The organism is Winogradskyella endarachnes (genome assembly GCF_009741275.1).
GTDB lineage: Bacteria > Bacteroidota > Bacteroidia > Flavobacteriales > Flavobacteriaceae > Winogradskyella > Winogradskyella endarachnes.
Map to the genome: position 1 here is coordinate 194,029 of NZ_WOWS01000004.1, position 18,175 is coordinate 212,203.

The window sequence follows — 18,175 nt, forward strand, 5'->3', positions numbered from 1 at the left end:
AAAAGCAGATAGATGTTAGAATTAGGAGGAATTATTATACTTGGTATATTAGCACAATGGGTGGCATGGAAATTTAAGATTCCGGCAATTTTACCATTAATTTTAATTGGTCTTTTAGTTGGTCCAATTGCTGCTGAGTTTTTAAGTAGTGACGGAACCAAGTGGATAGAACCTATTTGGAATGAAACCGAAGGTCTTTTTCCTGGTGAAAGTTTATTTTATTTTGTATCTCTTGCTATAAGTATTATACTTTTTGAAGGTGGACTAACTTTAAAATTAAGTGAAATTAAAAACGTAGGCCCAGTAATTACAAAGTTAATAACAGTTGGTTCTATAGTTACATTTTTTGGTGCTGCTGTTGCTGCTCGATTTATCTTTGAGCTAAGCTGGGAAATATCGTTTTTATTCTCAGGTCTTATTATTGTAACAGGTCCAACGGTTATAACACCTATTTTAAGAAATATACCATTAAAGAAAGATGTATCTGCTGTTTTAAAATGGGAAGGTATTCTTATTGATCCAATTGGTGCTTTAGTGGCCGTATTAGTTTTTGAATTTATTAGTGTAGATGCAGGAGGTGAATTTACTAAAACAGCACTAGTAGAATTTGGAAAAATTGTATTGTTTGGTTCTACATTTGGTTTCACCTTTGCACATGCCGTTAATCTTATTTTAAATAAAAAATGGGTACCACATTATCTTATCAATGTTTTCTCGTTAGCCGCAGTTTTAGGTGTTTTTGTTTTATCAGATAGCTTTGCTCACGAGTCTGGTTTATTAGCTGTAGTTGTAATGGGAATGGTTTTGGGTAACTCTAATTCTCCACATATTAAAGACATTTTATATTTTAAAGAATCGCTAAGTGTCCTCTTAATTTCTATATTATTTATTCTATTAGCCGCTAATATTAATTTTGACGAATTACTATTAATCTATAATTGGAAAACTGCTATACTTTTCTTAGTTATTGTATTTTTAATAAGACCAATTGGTGTGTTTTTAAGCACCTATGGTTCTACGCTAAAATTAAATGAAAAACTGTTTATAAGTTGGGTTGGTCCTCGTGGTATTGTGGCTGCTGGTATTGCTTCTTTATTTGGATTAAAATTAGCGAGTAAAGGCGTAACAGATGCAAAATATATTACACCATTAGTATTTGTTATTGTATTAGGAACCGTATTATTAAATGCAACTACGGCAAGATTATTTGCAAGACTTGTAGGTGTATTTCTAAAAAAATCTAACGGAATTTTAATTGTTGGTGCTTCAAAAATATCGCGTTTATTAGGCCATTATTTAGAAAGCAATGGCAGACATGTGGTGTTAATAGATAGTAACCAAAGCAATATTAATAAAACTAAAGAATTAGGCTTAGAAGCTATTAATACTAATATATATTCTGACGCGTTAACCGATAATATAGAATTAAATGATGTTGGTTACTTAATGGCTATGACTGGTAATTCTGATATTAATAAGTACGCTATTAATAAGTTTAGAGATCAATTTGGTGAAAATGGTTCTTTTAGATTGGTAACGACTGATGAAATGAATAATCCTGAAACCATACCAAGTGAAGGTTTGTTTTCTCAAACCGATGATTTTATTAAATTAACTGAAGTCACTAGAAAATATCCATCTATTCAAGAAATTGATTTAGAAGACAAAGAACATTACTTAAACCTTATTGAAATTACGAATAAAAATGTAGATATGATTCCTTTATTTTTAAAAGATAATGAAGGCGAATTACATATTATTTCTTCCAATAATACTAAAATTGATAAAATAGGAGAAGACTTTAAATTGGTTTATTTAGGAAAGCCATTTGATGTTGAAAAGGTGGTTTTAGAGGACGCCTAATTTATTAAAAAGTTAAAATGAGTAATAGTGTAAAATTAACAGTATATTATTCAAAGCATCAGGAAGATGAAGTCTTATAAACAATTATAGATGCATTATTTTCTCTACTCTATATAGATAGTTTTAGGTATTAATCTGGTTGTTTTTTGTACCTTATTAACGCTATTTTGTATAATGTTTATAGATAATACTTTTTTAAGTATATTATTTATGGATTTTCACTTTTGTAATTTCAATTAGGTTTAGGTAGTGTACTTAAAAAATAAAAGCAGTCATCTATATTGAGATAACTGCTTTGTATTTAAACTATAATAGTTTATTTATTCTTTTATAAACTTATTGGTAAAAGTATAACCATTTTCATCGGTTAATTGAACAATGTAAGTTCCTGCTGCTAACGCAGATGTAAAAATAGTTGAGTCATTAAATTCAACAGAAACTTTTCTTCCTATCATTGTAAATAATTCCACTTTTTTTAATGCCAAATCCTTAACAAATAAATTCTCTGATGTTGGATTTGGATATAAATCTGCACCTTCTGTAAAAGATAAGTCTTCTGAGGATAAAGTTGAACTATCTGTTATAGTTATATTATCTAAAAATACATTAGTAGCATTAGTTGTTATATCTCCTTCAAAACCCCAAAAAGCAAACTGTACGTCATTTACAAAGTAAGAGCTGTCTGATAATTCTACAGAAAAAGTTTCTCCTCCATCTGTTATAACAGAAGTACTGTCAAAAGCAGCTAAAGAGGTAAAAGTAGACCCACCATCGACAGAGACAAGTAATCTAATTTCATCTCCTGCATTAAGTGCCTGAAATGTAGTTCCAGAGCCGTGAGCGGCAAAAGCCATGTCCCACTCAATAGTATAACTACCGCTTGTAGGTGTAGTTGATAAATCTACCAAAGGAAAAATCAACCAGTCACGTTTTACACTATTGGTCATGTTAAGTCTAATTGCACCAGTAGTTCCATTATTATTAAAGCCATCCCTTAGCCATGCGCCACCATCATCTACCGAGTAGCCATTAGCGTAGGTACCATCTGTATTTCTTGTTTGATTCCAGTCTCCTAGAGAGAAATTATTTCCTGTAGCAGTGGATGTAAGACCTGAAAAGTCTTCAGAAAATACTTGACTTTGTATTGAGATGGTTACTAAGAAAACTAAAAAAGAGAGTAAAATTCTATTCATATTTAAATATTTAAAAAGGTTAGTTTAAATAAAAATATAAAAAGTCATAATTAAGAAAAAGATTTGCTTAAATATTTTTAGGTTTTTAGTAAAAACGTTGATAAACCCCTATTTTTTTATCAAATAGAAACAATAAAACGATTAAAAAACAGATTTGTTAATCGTTCAGTTTTAGTACAGCCATAAATGCTTGCTGTGGTATTTCTACATTACCAACTTGGCGCATACGTTTTTTACCTTTTTTCTGCTTTTCTAATAACTTACGTTTACGAGAAATATCTCCACCATAACATTTAGCCGTTACATCTTTACGTAAAGCTTTTACGGTTTCTCGTGAAATAATTTTGGCTCCAATAGCAGCCTGAATAGGGATATCAAATTGCTGACGTGGAATTAATTCTTTTAACTTCTCACACATTTTTTTACCAATACTATGTGCATTGTCTGCGTGAATTAAAGCTGAGAGTGCATCAACGGGTTGAGCATTTAATAAGACATCTAGTCTTACTAATTTAGAAACTTTCATACCAATTGGGTGATAATCAAAAGAAGCATAGCCTTTAGAGACTGTTTTTAAACGATCGTAAAAATCAAAAACAATTTCTGCTAATGGCATTTCAAAAATTAACTCAACACGTTCTGTAGTTAGGTAGGTTTGGTTAACAATCATCCCACGTTTTTCAATACAAAGACTCATTACATTACCAACAAAGTCAGATTTTGTAATAATGGTGGCTTTTATAAAAGGTTCTTCAACACGATTAACCGTAGTTGGTTCTGGCAAATCACTAGGATTGTTAACTATAAAAGCTTCGTCAGGGTTTTTGTTGGTATAAGCATGATACGATACGTTAGGAACTGTAGTAATAACCGTCATATCAAACTCGCGCTCTAAACGTTCTTGTATAATTTCCATGTGTAACATACCCAAGAAACCACATCGGAACCCAAACCCTAAAGCCGCAGAACTTTCGGGTTGAAATACTAAAGACGCATCATTTAGTTGCAGTTTTTCCATAGAGTTTCTCAACTCTTCATAATCTTCCGTATCAACAGGATATATACCAGCAAATACCATTGGTTTTACATCCTCAAAACCTTCAATTACATTGGTTGTAGGATTGGCAAAATCTGTGATGGTATCACCAACTTTTACTTCTTTTGCAGTTTTTATCCCTGTTATTAAATAGCCAACATCACCAGCTTTTACACTTTGTTTAGGTACTTGGTTTAGTTTTAAAGTACCAACCTCATCAGCATAATATTCTTTTCCTGTGGCAACGAATTTAATTTTTTGTCCTTTTTTAATTTCGCCATTAAATACTCTAAAATAGGTTTCAATACCTCTAAATGTATTGTATACAGAATCGAATATTAAAGCTTGTAAAGGTTCATCAACATTGCCTTCTGGCGCAGGAATACGTTCTATAATTGCTTTTAAAATATTATCTACTCCAAAACCTGTTTTTCCACTGGCATGAATCACTTCTTCTGGGTCACAACCTAAAAGGTCAACAATATCATCTGTAACTTCTTCTGGGTTAGCACTCGGTAAATCTACTTTGTTTAACACCGGAATAATTTCTAAGTCATTTTCTAATGCCAAGTATAAATTAGAAATAGTTTGCGCTTGTATACTCTGTGCAGCATCTACAATAAGTAATGCTCCTTCACAAGCGGCAATAGAACGAGAAACTTCATAGGAGAAATCTACATGACCAGGCGTATCAATTAGGTTTAATACATATTTTTCACCGTTTAATTCATAATCCATTTGTATGGCATGCGATTTTATGGTAATTCCACGTTCGCGCTCTAAATCCATATTATCTAAAAGTTGAGCTTGCTGTTCTCTAGCAGTTACAGAACCAGTATAATCTAATAAGCGATCTGCTAAGGTACTTTTTCCGTGGTCAATATGTGCAATAATGCAAAAGTTACGTATGTTCTTCATGTCTTTTTCTAAGGCAATGAACTTGCAAAAAACGAGTTCTAATATCTAATTTGCAAATATAATCGATTTCTTGTGCTTTAAACTATCAATTATTACAATTAAACTGTGGCATTTACGGTAAAACCACACTAAAAAGTTAAAAACAATTAATATATTGCTTCACAATTTTTGTAAATGGTTTTTAGATTTCGTTATTTCACTTGTACATTATTTATAATACTAACTTCTATTGTTTCTGCCCAAGAGTCTTCAATTTCTGGTAAGGTAGTAGATACTAATAATAAACCTATTTCTTTAGCTAATGTCGTAATCTATAGTGATGATGATAATACATTTATTAAAGGCACATCCACCGATGACCAAGGTTTTTTTACAATTAGTAAACTTTCTACTGAAAATTATTTAGTAAAGATTAGCTTTATTGGATATGAAGAATTTGAACAAAAAATTATTCTTAGCGGAAACTTAGATTTGGCTAATATTGAGCTTAAAGAAATTTCTGAAAGTTTAGATGAAGTTACTGTAGTTGCAAAAAAACCTACGGTAACACGTCAACCAGACCGACTTATATTTAATGTAGAAAACACGGCTTTAACTGAAGGCTCAACGCTAGGTGTATTAAAAAGTACACCAGGCATTATTGTTTCAGAGGGTAGTATTAATATTAAAAGTGCACCAGCTACAGTATTTATAAATAATAGACGTGTACAATTGACGTCTGATGAACTCATAACATTATTAGAAAGTGCGCCTGCCAACAGTATAAAATCAGTTGAGGTGATTACAAATCCGCCTGCAAGTTATGATGCAGATTCTGGATCTGTAATTAACATAAAAATGGATAAAAACCTTGTTACAGGTTATAGAGGAAGTGTGTTTGCTAATTATACACAAGGTGTTTTTCCTAGGTATAATGCTGGGACGAGTCATTATTTTAAAAACAACAAAATCAATCTTAATTTAAATTATAGCTATTCTCAAAATAAAATAAACAGAGATCAAGATGATACTATTAACTATTTGGATGATTTAAATGAAATAGATCAAATTTGGAAATCTAATATCAACAGAAACACATGGTCCCAAACACATAACCTTAACCTTAATTTTGATTATTATATTGATGATAATAATACGTTTAGCCTAACAAGTACAGGACTCTACACACCTTATTATAAATATTCTGTAAAGAATAGAACTAGTATTTTCGATGAAAACTTAACGTTTCAAGACCGTTTTACTGCAGATAATTTATCTAGAGATAATAAATATAATATAGGTACAGATTTAAACTTTAAACACAATTTTGAAAGTGGTGCAAGCCTTACTCTAAATGGTCATTATACTATTTACAATTATAATAGAGACCAAAACGTATTTACTAATAATTATGATGCGGCTTATAATTTTGAAGACAGCTCAGAATTTAATACAGATGCCAACCAAAAAACCGATATTATTAATGGTAAAATAGATTATAGTTTACCAATAAATGAAACCTCTGGTTTAGATGTTGGTGTAAAATATTCTAACGTAAATACTGAAAGCGATATTACAAGATTAGATATTATAGCTGGATCAGAAGTAATTAATACAGATAATACAGATGCTTTTATATATGACGAAAATGTTTTTGCAGCCTATTCAAACTATTCAAAATCTTGGGAAAAATGGGAATTAAGTTTAGGCCTAAGGGTAGAACAAAGTAATATTGAAGGTACCTCTGAAACTTTGGGAGAGACAAATACTCAAGACTATTTAGATTGGTTTCCTAATGCGAGTTTATCATATCAAATTTCAGAAGATATAGGTGTAACAGCTAATTATAAACGCAGTATTACAAGGCCAAGTTACACGGATTTAAACCCTTTTACATTCTTTTTAAATGAGAGCAATGTAGTTCTCGGTAACCCTAATTTAAACCCGACATATAGAGATTATTTTTATTTAGGATTTAACTTTCTTGAGAATTTTACAATTTCTGGGTACTATAGTAACTATGATGGAGATATTGTTGAGTTACCTAGGCAAGATAATGACACAAATATAATTGCGTATACACCAACCAATCTCGATAAAAAAGTAGAGTATGGTTTTGATTTTGAATATATCGCGGCTCCAGCCAATAATTGGGACTTATATTTTGTGACTTCGTTTTATAATATTACAGAAGAAGCCAGTTTTGTAGAAGGTTTTGCTGAGCAAAATCAGTGGTCTAATTATAGTATTTTATCTAACAGTTTTTCATTTTTAGAAGATCGAAGTTTAAATGCTAGTCTCACTTTTACTTGGGTTGGTAAAAACTTACAGCAATTTCAAACTATAGATGATCGGTTAATTTCAGAACTAAGTGTTTCTAAAACTATTTTAAAGAAAAAGGGCGTTATAACTTTAGCCGTTGAAGATTTCTTTAACCTTCAAGATTTTAAAACAAGAACAAGCTATTTAAATCAATCAAGTTTTGGTAATATAGATTCTGATAACCGTTATATTAAACTAGGTTTTCGTTACAAATTTGGTAACACAAAGCTAAATACTAACGAGCGTACTACAGACGCAGAAGAACGAGAAAGGCTTTAGAATTTAATCTTGCCATTCTGCAATAAATAAGATTGTATCTCATTTTGTATATTTCAGAATATCGCTAATCGCGCCATTCTGCAATAAACAAATTAGTATCGCGTCCACCACCATTATTTCTATTAGAAGAAAAGGCTAAATATTTACCATCATTAGAAAACACAGGGAATGCATCAAACGTTTCACCATGCGTAACGCGCTTTAGATTTTTTCCATCAATATCTATTAAATATAAGTTAAAGGGAAAACCGCGTTCTGCTTCAAAATTAGAAGAGAATAATACTTTATCTCCAGAAGGATGAAAAAATGGGCTCCAGTTGGCATTGCCTAAATCCGTTAATTGTCTTAATTCTGAGCCATCTGCATTACAGATATAAAGTTCCATTTCGGTTGGTTCTACTAATCCTTCAGCCAATAAATCTTTGTATTCTTTTATTTCTTTTTCGGTTTTTGGTCTAGACGATCGGAAGATTAATTTACTACCATCTGGCGAGAAAAATGCGCCTCCATCGTAACCTAATTCGTTTGTAATTTGCTTAACGTCTGTACCATCAATATTCATGGTATACAATTCTAAATCGCCACTTCTTGTTGAGGTAAATACAATTTTATCACCTTTAGGAGATACTGTTGGCTCAGCATCATAACCAATTTCATTGGTCAATTGCTTAACAATATTGCCTTCTAAATCGGCTACAAAAATATCATAACTATCATAGATTGGCCAGATGTATTTACCATTTTTTCTTAGTGGAGTTTCAGGACATTCTTCACCACCTAAATGGGTAGAAGCGTATATAATATGTTTGTTATCTGGCAAAAAATACGAGCAGGTGGTTCTCCCTTTTCCGGTACTTACCATTGGTGGTGCAATACTATCTGTAAAGGTTTCATTAGCGTTCATTAAAAACATTTGGTCGCAACCAACACCCCATTTTACGTTGTTAGATTGAAACACTAATTGTTTGTCATCAAAACTCCAATACGCTTCGGCATTATCGCCTCCATAAGTTACTTGTCTTAAAGATTTAAAATGGGTTTCTTCCGGGTAAATTAACGAATCGTACTTTTTAGTAGCGCCAGATGTAGTATCGTTAGAATATTCTGAAGCCTCAGACTTTTCGTTTTTACATGACGAAAAAGAAACGAGTATGATTAAAATAACAATGATTTTGTTCATAATATAGAATTATAATAAATGGCTTTTAATACCTAATTTTGTGTAAAAATAAGATTTCAAGATCAAATGAGCCACATTGTATTTTTGAAATTACTTTAAATTTTAATGACGAATTACATTTTTACAAAACAATAAAATAGGTGTTTTAAAATGAAAAAATTAATGTTTTTATTCCTTTTTGCAGGAGTATTATCTTGTAAAAACGAACCCAAAGTAGCTGAAAATAAAATTAAAGAAGATGTTATGTTTTTAGCCGATGATAAACTTGAAGGTCGCCAAACAGGGACACAAGGCGAAGTATTAGCTTCAGAATATCTTATTAAACGCTATACCGAAATTGGGCTTCAGCCTAAAGGAACGGAAGGGTTTTTACAATCATTTTCTTTTAAACCCAAAACAGATCCGCATAGCGAAGTAGAATTTACGACCAACGCAGACAGCACAATTACAGGTCATAATGTTATAGGTTTTATAGACAATAAAGCGAAAACTACAATTGTTATTGGTGCGCATTATGATCATTTGGGTTTTGGAGGCGAAGGCTCTTTATATCGTGGTAAGGAAAAAGCGATACACAATGGCGCAGACGATAATGCTAGTGGAGTTGCAGTTATGCTTAATTTAGCAAGCCGATTAAAAATAAAAAACGACCAAGCCAAAATTAAAGACAAAAACAACTATTTATTTATGGCTTTCTCTGGAGAAGAAATGGGATTGTTAGGCTCTAATTATTTTTCAAAAAACCCAACTATAGAATCTGAATCTATTAATTATATGATTAATATGGATATGGTCGGTAGAATGAAAGCTGATAGCACATTAGCTGTTTATGGCACAGGCACATCACCAATGTTTAAACAAACAATCAAAGCAAATAACGATAAATTTAATATTGTTGAAAACGAAAGTGGTGTAGGGCCAAGTGATCACACCTCTTTTTACTTAATTGATGTTCCGGTTTTACATTTCTTTACTGGTCAGCATGAAGATTATCACAAACCTGGTGATGATTCTGATAAGTTGAATTATCAAGGTATGGATCTTATTTCAGATTATCTCTTCAATATTATATCAGATTTAGATGACAATGGTGAGTTAGCATTCAGAAAAACTAAAAATGAAAGTGAGGAAACTCCCAGATTTAAAGTGGGCTTAGGTGTTGTACCAGATTATTTGTACGATGGTAAAGGCATGCGAATTGACGGCACACGAGAAGAAACTCCAGCCTTTAACGCAGGTTTACAAAAAGGAGATGTAGTTGTTAAATTAGGAGACAGTACTATAACAGATATGATGAGTTATATGAGAGCATTATCTGTTTTTGATAAAGGCGATGAAGCAGCTATCTCTGTAAAAAGAGGCGAAGAAGTTATAGATACTAAGGTGAAGTTTTAGTGTAAAAAAGCAAACTAAAAAAAATAATGTAGATTTGTGAAACAACTAATCTAACTCCCATTTAATATGAAAAAAATTTTAGCGCTCTTTTGTCTTTTTACTTTATTAACTGCATTTACTTGCGAAGACGAACCTTTAGATGATGGTATAGATTCTGGATCTAACACTAGTGACACAAATGTTGCTTTAATAGGATCTTGGGATTTAACCGATTTTAGTGTAATTCTTGAAACCTCTACAGAATTTAATGGTGAGAGTTTTACCTCTAATATAGACATACAAAGTACAGAAGAAGATTATGTGTTAACTTTTACAGAAAGTTCTTTTACTACAAATGGAAGTTATTCATATGATACAAATATTGTATTTAACGGTGAAACTACGCAAAGTGAGCCTTATACATTAGAAAATGTAAGTGGAAGTGGAACTTATTATACAAGTGGAAACCTAATGACTGTTGATGGTTCTTTTTATGAATTTGAATATGAAGGGATGGACCAAAGTATTTTAGACGAAGAACAAACTGGAACTTTTGAAATTTCTGAAGATGGGCAAACACTAACGTTTTATCAGGAAGAAACAATTTCTCAAACTGATCCCGTAACAGGTACAGTAACCTCTAGTGCTACAAACTCTACTTCTGTTTGGACAAAACAATAGGTATACAACATCTTTGGTTTTAGCATAAATAAAAAAAGCAGCTATTCATTAAAAATGATGGAGCTGCTTTTTTTATTTAAAAATTAGGATTAAACACCTAAAATTTCAGCATCTACTCTAAATGTAGTATCAATAATTATATCGTGTGTTTCATTAATAGTTTCGTCTGTTACGGTTTGTACGCGTAAACTAAAACTATCTTTTTTAATAAATTCTTTTAGTTCTTCACCCAGCACATCTAATTCTAAAATGTTAGAATCTGTGTTTTCTAAATCGTAAACATTAGCAATTTCTACTTCATCTAAATCCTCTGCATCAATATAGATATGTACTTCTTTTAAAAAATTAAAATCACCATCTTCAGGCGCATCAATGGTAAGTTTTAAACTTTTTAATTTAATACTTTCAATTAAATCTTTGTGTGTGTCATTACTTTCAAAAGACGACTCAGATTCTGTGGTAACATCTGGTGTATCTAAAGTAAAAGGGGTGTTTATTAAAGTGGTTGCAGCAATAGAATAATTGGTCTGGTAATCTAAATCAAATTTTGTTAATTCGTCTACAACATCACAACTAACAAGCACAACAAGTGCCCATAAAATGGTTAATAGGTTATTTTTCATAATAAATAGATTTGGCTGTAAATATACATGTTTTACATTAACCACCTATAAATACTACGAAACAACTAAAATTCTTCAATATTGATGTTTAATAGGTTCATTGTATATTTGCAGCCAAATACAATTAATTTTAGAATTCATGTTTAAAAAATCACTCGCTATTCTTTCTTTACTTCTTATACTTAGTTCTTGTTGGAAAGACAAAAGTCCTGAGGATTTAATTCGTCTAAAAGACAAGTTTAAATCTCAAGTTTCTGATTTTGAAAGTAAAAAGGAAGTAGCTAATAAAAAGGTGTCTCAAGGTTTAGAATCTTTAGGTGCTTTAAAATTAGCATTAGAAGATGCAAAAAATGAAGATAAAGAATTTGCTAAGGTATATGGCGATTGGGAAAAAGTTAATAAGCGTGTAGAAAATTTAAATAAAGAATACGAAGATTTAAAAACTAAAGCTTCAAACTTATTTACAGCCATGGAAACGCAAACCAATAGTTTAAGCGATGAGAAAAGCCGAAACACTTTATTAAAGGCCATCAATAAAGCTAAAACCAAGTATAATGTTACATTATCTAATACGTCTGAAGCTATTGGAAAATTAAGATTATTACATAAAGATGCTGTTGATGTTGTTAAAGCTTTAGAAGTTGCAGCAGCTTTAAATTCGTTTGATTCTATTAACGGACAAATGAAAAGTATAGAAGATAGAGTAGATGGCATTATGCAAGAGTTAAACGTTGCTGTTGTTGAGAGTAAAAAACTCTACGAGAAAAAAATAACAGAATTAGGCAACGATTAAATAGATATAGATTGGTTAAAATAGGCGACATAGAATTACCAGATTTCCCTTTGCTTTTAGCACCAATGGAAGATGTTAGTGATCCTCCATTTAGAGCGTTGTGCAAGGAGCAAGGCGCAGATGTAGTATACACAGAGTTTATATCTAGTGAAGGATTAATAAGAGACGCAGCAAAAAGCGTAATGAAATTAGATATCTACGAAAAAGAACGACCAGTTGGTATACAAATTTTTGGCGCTAACATGGAAAGCATGCTCAAAACCATTGACATTGTAGAAAAATCTAAGCCAGATATTATAGATATTAATTTTGGTTGTCCTGTTAAAAAAGTAGTTTCAAAAGGTGCAGGAGCAGGTATTTTAAAAGATATCTGTTTAATGGAGCAACTCACTGCAGAAATGGTAAAACGAACCAATTTACCTGTTACTGTAAAAACGCGTTTAGGTTGGGATCACAATTCTATTAAAATTGTAGAGGTTGCAGAACGCTTACAAGATGTTGGTTGTGCTGCCATTTCAATTCATGGAAGAACCAGAGCCCAAATGTATAAAGGCGATGCCGATTGGAAACCTATTGCAGAGGTAAAGAATAATCCACGAATGCACATCCCAGTTTTTGGAAATGGTGATGTAAACTCACCAGAAAGAGCTGCAGAAATGAGAGATTCTTACGGATTAGATGGCGCAATGATTGGAAGAGCTTCTATAGGAAACCCTTGGTTTTTTAAACAAGTAAAACACTTTTTTGAAACAGGAGAGCATTTAGCACCTATTTCAATGCCAGAACGTGTAGATGCTGCTAGACGTCATCTTAAAATGGCAATAGATTGGAAAGGGGAGACCTTAGGTGTTTTTGAAACCAGAAGACATTACACCAACTATTTTAGAGGAATTCCACACTTTAAAGAATACCGCATGAAAATGGTAACTAGCGATGACTCTAAAGATGTATTTGCAGCTTTTGATGAGGTTTTAGAAAAGTTTGCCGATCATCAGTTTACGTCTTAATACTGCTTAAGTTTCAAAGTTGAAGAGTTAATCTAGTTAATTCGTTTAGTTTTAAAGTCTGTTTTAACTTTAGCTTTTAATTAAGCTTGGTGTAATACGTTGCGATGCAATTTTAGAAGCTACAATTCCTAAGATAAAAATGGTTGCTAAAACTACCAAAACATTAAAGGCATTAAGACGAACAGGGTAGGCCAAATCTGGTGTAAGCATAACTAGATCAAAGCTTTGTTGTAAAAACACTATTATTAAACCAATGGTAACACCAATTAGACCACTTACAATAGTCATTAAACTGCCTTGAAGAAAAAAGATAGATTTAATAGTTTTTGATTCGGTACCAAGATTAAAAAGTGTATTCAGTGATTTCTTTTTATCTAAAATCATCATAATAATAGCACCAATTACGTTGAATAAGGCTATAATAATTACTAAGGTAAAGATGAGGTAGATAGCAAGATTTTCGGTATTCAACATTTTATAGAGCGCATCATTAAGTTCTGCTCTATTTTTTATATTAAATTTTGTTCCGAAAGTTGTTTCAAGCTGAGTTCTAATAGCGTTTTCGTCTGTATTAGGTTCTAATTTAATTTCAATAGCTGTTAATTGTGCATCAGAATAATTTAGTAATTGCTTGGCCAATTCAATATCAGAAAATATGTATTTGTTATTCAATTCTTCATTTATTTGAAATAAACCAACATTATTAACAAAAACTGAGTTGTAATAGCCTTTTGGTGTACTTGCTTGTCCAACACCTGCTTTTGGTACATATAACGATAAAGGCTGAAGGTAATTTATAATTCCAAAAGAAAGGTTATTAGAAATTCCCCAACCAGAAACCACATCATTACTTCCGGGAGTAATCCAACCTCCTTTAGTTACCATTGAATCTATATTGGTTACATTTAAATAATTGGCATCAACACCTTTTAAAGTGGCAACAAGGTTTTTGTTATCAGATTTAATAAAAATGCGTTCTTCTATAATTTTAGAATAAGAATTAATTCCGTTAATATTCTGCAATGCTCGCGCATCATCTTCTTGCCATTGAAATGATTTTCCTTCTGTAGGAAATAATTTTAAATCTGGGTCTACAAATGAGGAATATTGTAAGCTAAAATCCTTTAAACCAGCAAAAACAGACAATACAATTAATAATGCTGCAGATGCAATTATAACGCCTCCAGAAGCAATTAACGTCATTATATTAATGGCATTATTACTGCTTTTAGAAAACAAATATCGTTTTGCTATATATAAAGGGAAATTCACTTAAGATTTTTTGCGCTTATCTAATAAATCTGGATTTTCTAATGGGTTATCTTCACCTTTTAAAGAACGCTCTATGCCATCAATATATTCTAAAGAATCATCAATAAAAAACTCTAGTTGTGGCATACGTCTAAGTTGATGACGTGTACGTTGAGATAACTCATGCCTAATAAGTGGTTTGTTAGATTTAATTCCTTCTAATAAACTTTGGGCTTCTTTATTAGGGAAAATACTAAGATATACCTTTGCAACAGATAAGTCTGTTGTAACATTAACTTTACTTACTGAAATAATTACACCACGCAAGCCACCATCCGTTGCTGCTTTTTGTAATACTTGTGCTAAATCTTGTTGAAGGATTCCTCCTATTTTTTTCTGTCTCTGTGTAAATTCTTCCATAATCCTATTCTAACTAAACTTCTGCAAAAGTAGATGATATTTAAGGATTATCTTATTTTTGATGGTAGAATTTGATTTTATGCCTCAATTACACTAAAAATTTAATAACAGAACTGTTTTTGCAGAATTAAAGATGAAAAAAATTGAACATATAGGTATTGCTGTTAAAGATTTAGAACATTCTAATCAGTTGTTTAAATCCTTATTTGGAGAAAAATACTATAAAATTGAAGATGTAGAAAGCGAAGGTGTAAAAACATCATTTTTTAAATGCGGACCTAATAAAATTGAATTGCTTCAGGCAACAACAGAGGACAGTCCTATTGCTAAGTTTGTTGAAAAAAAAGGGGAAGGTATACACCACATAGCATTTGCGGTAGATGATATAGAAGCCGAAATAAAACGATTAACCAACGAAGGCTTTACCATGATCCATAAAGCACCCAAAAAAGGTGCGGATCATAAATTAATTGCTTTTTTACATCCAAAATCAACAAATGGCGTTCTTATAGAGTTGTGCCAAGAGATAAACAAATAAAATTTCTTGTAGAGTATTAAAATATGTAGTAATATTGCACACTCTTTTAAAATAAGAGATAAAATTAACAGCAATGTTAATTGGTCCCATAGCTCAGTTGGTTAGAGCACCTGACTCATAATCAGGTGGTCCTTGGTTCGAGCCCAAGTGGGACCACAACTTCAAGCCAAACTTTTGTTTGGCTTTTTTTGTGCCTTGATGTTGTCTCTAAATAAAATATAATTACTTATTCACTCTTAATTTCTCAGTACTTTTTGTTCTTTAATAATAACATAATTTACGCTAAGCACTGTAAACATGCGTGTTTATAGGGTTTATGCAACAAATGTATTAATGTTCGCATCATTAGTTTTACTGTAAAGTTTTCATTTCATATAGATTTACTTTCACTAAGAGTTTAATCTTATTCTCATTTAGAATTAGATTATTTTAAACCTAATTAACTAAATATTTTATATGAATTTTGTTACTAAATATTGCAAAATAGCATCTTGCTTTTCCTTAATAGTTTTATTTCTAAATTGTGAACAAAAAGACTCTAAAACGTTAGATAGTAAAGTTTCAGATTATAATAATGAAATTGAAGCTAAAATAGACTCTATAATCCCATTATTAACCTTAGAAGAAAAAGTGGAAATGTGCCATGCGCAGTCAAAATTTAGTACAAAAGGGGTTGAGCGTTTGGGTATACCAGAAATTTGGATGGCAGACGGACCACATGGTGTAAGAGCTGAGGTGAGTTGGGACGATTGGGCTTATGCTGGTTGGACAAATGATTCCATTACCGCGTTTCCTGCTTTAACGTGTTTAGCGTCTACCTTTAATCCAGAACTTGCTAATAATTATGGGTTTAGTTTAGGAGAAGAAGCGCGTTACAGAAAAAAAGATATCATTTTAGGACCAGGAGTAAACATTTATAGAACACCTATGAATGGTCGTAATTTTGAATATATGGGTGAAGATCCATTTTTAGCATCTACTATGGTTGTACCGTATGTAAAAGGTTTACAATCTACAGGTGTTGCAGCATGTATAAAACATTTTGCACTTAATAATCAAGAACGTTGGAGAGATAAAGTAGATGTTTACGTAAGTGATCGTGCCTTACACGAAATATATTTACCAGCTTTTAAAGCTGCAGTTACCGAAGCAGATGTTTGGGCGATAATGGGAGCTTACAATAAGTTTAGAGGTCAGTATACAACACATCACGAGTTGTTAACCAAGAAAATTTTAAAAGGCGATTGGGCGTATGATGGTGTTGTTATTAGTGATTGGAGTTCTGCACACTCTACAGACGAAGCTGCTAATTTTGGTCTAGATTTAGAAATGGGAACTGGTACGGATGGCTTAGGGTTAACAACGGCTAACCATTATAGTCAATATTACTTGGCTACACCGTTTTTAAATAAGCTGAAATCAGGGGAAATTGCAGAATCTGTGGTAGACGAAAAAGTAAGACGTATACTAAGATTAATGTATCGCACTAATATGAGCGAAAACCGTCTTGTGGGTCGTGCAAATACTAAAGCGCATCATAATGTGGCAAGAAAAATAGCAACAGAAGGTATTGTATTATTAAAAAACGATAACAATTTCTTTCCAATAGAAGATAAAAAAGGCTTAAGCATAGCTGTAATTGGTGAAAACGCAACACGATCAATGACCGCTGGTGGTGGATCTTCAGAATTAAAACCTAAATTCGAAATTTCTCCACTTCAAGGTTTACAAGAACGCTATAAAAATGCGACCATTACGCATGCTTTGGGTTATCATTCTGGTAAATCAGTTTACGATGAAATTATTCCGTCTACCTACAATGCAGACTCTTTAAAGTTGCAAGCAATAGAAGTTGCTAAAGCAGCTGATATTGTGCTGTTTGTTGGTGGTTTAACTAAAAGTCATTTACAAGATTGCGAAGGTGATGACAGAAGACAATATAACTTACCATTTGGCCAAGAGGAATTATTAAGTGCTATTAAAGCAGTAAATAAAAACGTAGGTTTTGTTTTGGTTACAGGTAATGCTGTTGAAATGGAGTGGTTAAATCAGGTCAATGGTGTTATTCAAACATGGTATTTAGGCTCTATGGCAGGTCATGCTATTGCAGATGTTATTAGTGGAGACGTAAATCCTTCTGGTAAATTACCATTTTCATTTCCTAAAAAAATAGAAGATAATGCTGCTATGTCTTTTGGTGAAACGTCTTATCCTGGTGTTGATTTAAAACAAGAATATAAAGAAGATATTTTAGTAGGTTACCGTTGGCACGATACTAAAAATATTGAACCTCAATATGCCTTTGGTTACGGAATGTCTTATACCAATTTTGAGTTTAAAGATATCGCTGTAGATAAGGATAGTTATACTAAGGATGAAAACATAAAGATATCTTGTCAAGTATCTAACACCGGAAATCGTGAAGGTGCAGAGGTTGTGCAAGTGTATATAGGTAAAACTAATTCTAAAGTAAAACGTGCTTTAAAAGAACTTAAAGGCTTTTCTAAAGTGAATTTAGAGAAAGGAACATCTGAAACTATTGAAGTGTCTATAGATGTAAATAAACTTGCTTTTTATGACGAATCAATTTCAGATTGGAATTTAGAAAAAGGAGATTACACGGTTTATGTTGGTAACGCCTCTAATAACATTTTTGAAACGTTAAAAATTAATATTCAGTAAGTTATTTCTAAGTTGATATTTTAAATAATCGTAAAC

At 31.9% G+C, this 18,175-nt stretch carries 14 protein-coding genes and 1 tRNA gene; 9 read left to right on the forward strand and 6 right to left on the reverse strand.

All coding sequences use genetic code 11. The annotated features are described in order from the left end of the window. The first annotated feature begins 12 nt into the window (after positions 1–12). Positions 13–1,863 carry a cation:proton antiporter gene (locus GN138_RS11720; RefSeq protein WP_157364187.1) on the forward strand — a complete coding sequence of 617 codons (1,851 nt, stop codon included), beginning with the start codon at positions 13–15 and terminating at the stop codon, positions 1,861–1,863. Positions 1,864–2,183: 320 nt separating this feature from the next. Here the strand turns inward: GN138_RS11720 and GN138_RS11725 are convergent, their stop codons facing one another. Both GN138_RS11725 and lepA read right to left on the reverse strand, forming a co-directional pair. Continuing rightward, on the reverse strand, positions 2,184–3,056 hold the full coding sequence (locus tag GN138_RS11725; protein ID WP_157364188.1) for a T9SS type A sorting domain-containing protein: 873 nt from the start codon (positions 3,054–3,056) through the stop codon (positions 2,184–2,186). A gap of 157 nt (positions 3,057–3,213) precedes the next feature. Continuing rightward, the gene (gene lepA / locus GN138_RS11730; RefSeq protein WP_157364189.1) at positions 3,214–5,010 is read right to left on the reverse strand and encodes a translation elongation factor 4; all 1,797 of its coding nucleotides are present in this window, start codon (positions 5,008–5,010) and stop codon (positions 3,214–3,216) included. A 174-nt stretch (positions 5,011–5,184) separates the two neighbouring features. Between lepA and GN138_RS11735 the strand changes: the two genes are divergently transcribed. Continuing rightward, positions 5,185–7,590 (forward strand): TonB-dependent receptor domain-containing protein, encoded by a 2,406-nt coding sequence (locus tag GN138_RS11735; protein WP_157364190.1) that lies wholly within the window; start codon positions 5,185–5,187, stop codon positions 7,588–7,590. 64 nt (positions 7,591–7,654) lie between these two features. On the opposite strand, the gene GN138_RS11740 is transcribed toward GN138_RS11735, so the two are convergent. Then, positions 7,655–8,770: a TolB family protein gene (locus GN138_RS11740; protein ID WP_157364191.1), complete on the reverse strand. Its 1,116-nt coding sequence runs from the start codon at positions 8,768–8,770 to the stop codon at positions 7,655–7,657. Between the two features lie 150 nt (positions 8,771–8,920). Between GN138_RS11740 and GN138_RS11745 the strand changes: the two genes are divergently transcribed. Further along, positions 8,921–10,165 (forward strand): M28 family peptidase, encoded by a 1,245-nt coding sequence (locus tag GN138_RS11745; RefSeq protein ID WP_157364192.1) that lies wholly within the window; start codon positions 8,921–8,923, stop codon positions 10,163–10,165. 66 nt (positions 10,166–10,231) lie between these two features. Beyond that, complete coding sequence (locus tag GN138_RS11750) at positions 10,232–10,825, forward strand: hypothetical protein (protein ID WP_157364193.1); 594 nt, start codon at positions 10,232–10,234, stop codon at positions 10,823–10,825. Positions 10,826–10,914: 89 nt separating this feature from the next. On the opposite strand, the gene GN138_RS11755 is transcribed toward GN138_RS11750, so the two are convergent. Beyond that, a complete protein-coding gene (locus GN138_RS11755; protein ID WP_157364194.1) occupies positions 10,915–11,448 on the reverse strand; it encodes a hypothetical protein in 534 nt (177 codons plus the stop codon). Between the two features lie 139 nt (positions 11,449–11,587). Here GN138_RS11755 and GN138_RS11760 point away from each other — a divergent pair, with 139 nt between their 5' ends. Both GN138_RS11760 and dusB read left to right on the forward strand, forming a co-directional pair. Further along, positions 11,588–12,241, forward strand: coding sequence for a hypothetical protein (locus GN138_RS11760; protein ID WP_157364195.1), 654 nt, complete (start codon positions 11,588–11,590; stop codon positions 12,239–12,241). A gap of 11 nt (positions 12,242–12,252) precedes the next feature. After that, positions 12,253–13,248, forward strand: a complete 996-nt coding sequence (gene dusB, locus GN138_RS11765) for a tRNA dihydrouridine synthase DusB (RefSeq protein WP_157364196.1) — start codon at positions 12,253–12,255, stop codon at positions 13,246–13,248. A 69-nt stretch (positions 13,249–13,317) separates the two neighbouring features. Here dusB and GN138_RS11770 read toward each other — a convergent pair whose 3' ends face one another. Together GN138_RS11770 and rbfA are read right to left on the reverse strand one after the other, a co-directional pair. Further along, positions 13,318–14,520, reverse strand: coding sequence for an ABC transporter permease (locus tag GN138_RS11770; protein ID WP_317162748.1), 1,203 nt, complete (start codon positions 14,518–14,520; stop codon positions 13,318–13,320). Beyond that, entirely contained in the window at positions 14,521–14,919 is a 399-nt protein-coding gene (gene rbfA / locus GN138_RS11775) for a 30S ribosome-binding factor RbfA (RefSeq protein WP_157364197.1), read from the reverse strand. It abuts the gene before it with no gap. Positions 14,920–15,052: 133 nt separating this feature from the next. Here rbfA and mce point away from each other — a divergent pair, with 133 nt between their 5' ends. The 3 genes from mce (at position 15,053) to GN138_RS11790 (ending at position 18,139) form a co-directional block, all read left to right on the forward strand. Continuing rightward, entirely contained in the window at positions 15,053–15,457 is a 405-nt protein-coding gene (mce, locus tag GN138_RS11780) for a methylmalonyl-CoA epimerase (protein WP_157364198.1), read from the forward strand. Between the two features lie 82 nt (positions 15,458–15,539). After that, positions 15,540–15,613 (forward strand) — tRNA-Ile (locus GN138_RS11785). Positions 15,614–15,913: 300 nt separating this feature from the next. After that, positions 15,914–18,139, forward strand: a complete 2,226-nt coding sequence (locus tag GN138_RS11790; protein WP_157364199.1) for a beta-glucosidase family protein — start codon at positions 15,914–15,916, stop codon at positions 18,137–18,139. Positions 18,140–18,175: the final 36 nt, after the last annotated feature.

Coding starts and splice junctions, on each gene's coding strand:
- GN138_RS11720 (WP_157364187.1), top strand. CDS start 13: ATGTTAGAATTAGGAGGAATTATTATACTTGGTATATTAGCACAATGG.
- GN138_RS11725 (WP_157364188.1), bottom strand. CDS start 3,056: ATGAATAGAATTTTACTCTCTTTTTTAGTTTTCTTAGTAACCATCTCA.
- lepA (WP_157364189.1), bottom strand. CDS start 5,010: ATGAAGAACATACGTAACTTTTGCATTATTGCACATATTGACCACGGA.
- GN138_RS11735 (WP_157364190.1), top strand. CDS start 5,185: ATGGTTTTTAGATTTCGTTATTTCACTTGTACATTATTTATAATACTA.
- GN138_RS11740 (WP_157364191.1), bottom strand. CDS start 8,770: ATGAACAAAATCATTGTTATTTTAATCATACTCGTTTCTTTTTCGTCA.
- GN138_RS11745 (WP_157364192.1), top strand. CDS start 8,921: ATGAAAAAATTAATGTTTTTATTCCTTTTTGCAGGAGTATTATCTTGT.
- GN138_RS11750 (WP_157364193.1), top strand. CDS start 10,232: ATGAAAAAAATTTTAGCGCTCTTTTGTCTTTTTACTTTATTAACTGCA.
- GN138_RS11755 (WP_157364194.1), bottom strand. CDS start 11,448: ATGAAAAATAACCTATTAACCATTTTATGGGCACTTGTTGTGCTTGTT.
- GN138_RS11760 (WP_157364195.1), top strand. CDS start 11,588: ATGTTTAAAAAATCACTCGCTATTCTTTCTTTACTTCTTATACTTAGT.
- rbfA (WP_157364197.1), bottom strand. CDS start 14,919: ATGGAAGAATTTACACAGAGACAGAAAAAAATAGGAGGAATCCTTCAA.
- mce (WP_157364198.1), top strand. CDS start 15,053: ATGAAAAAAATTGAACATATAGGTATTGCTGTTAAAGATTTAGAACAT.
- GN138_RS11790 (WP_157364199.1), top strand. CDS start 15,914: ATGAATTTTGTTACTAAATATTGCAAAATAGCATCTTGCTTTTCCTTA.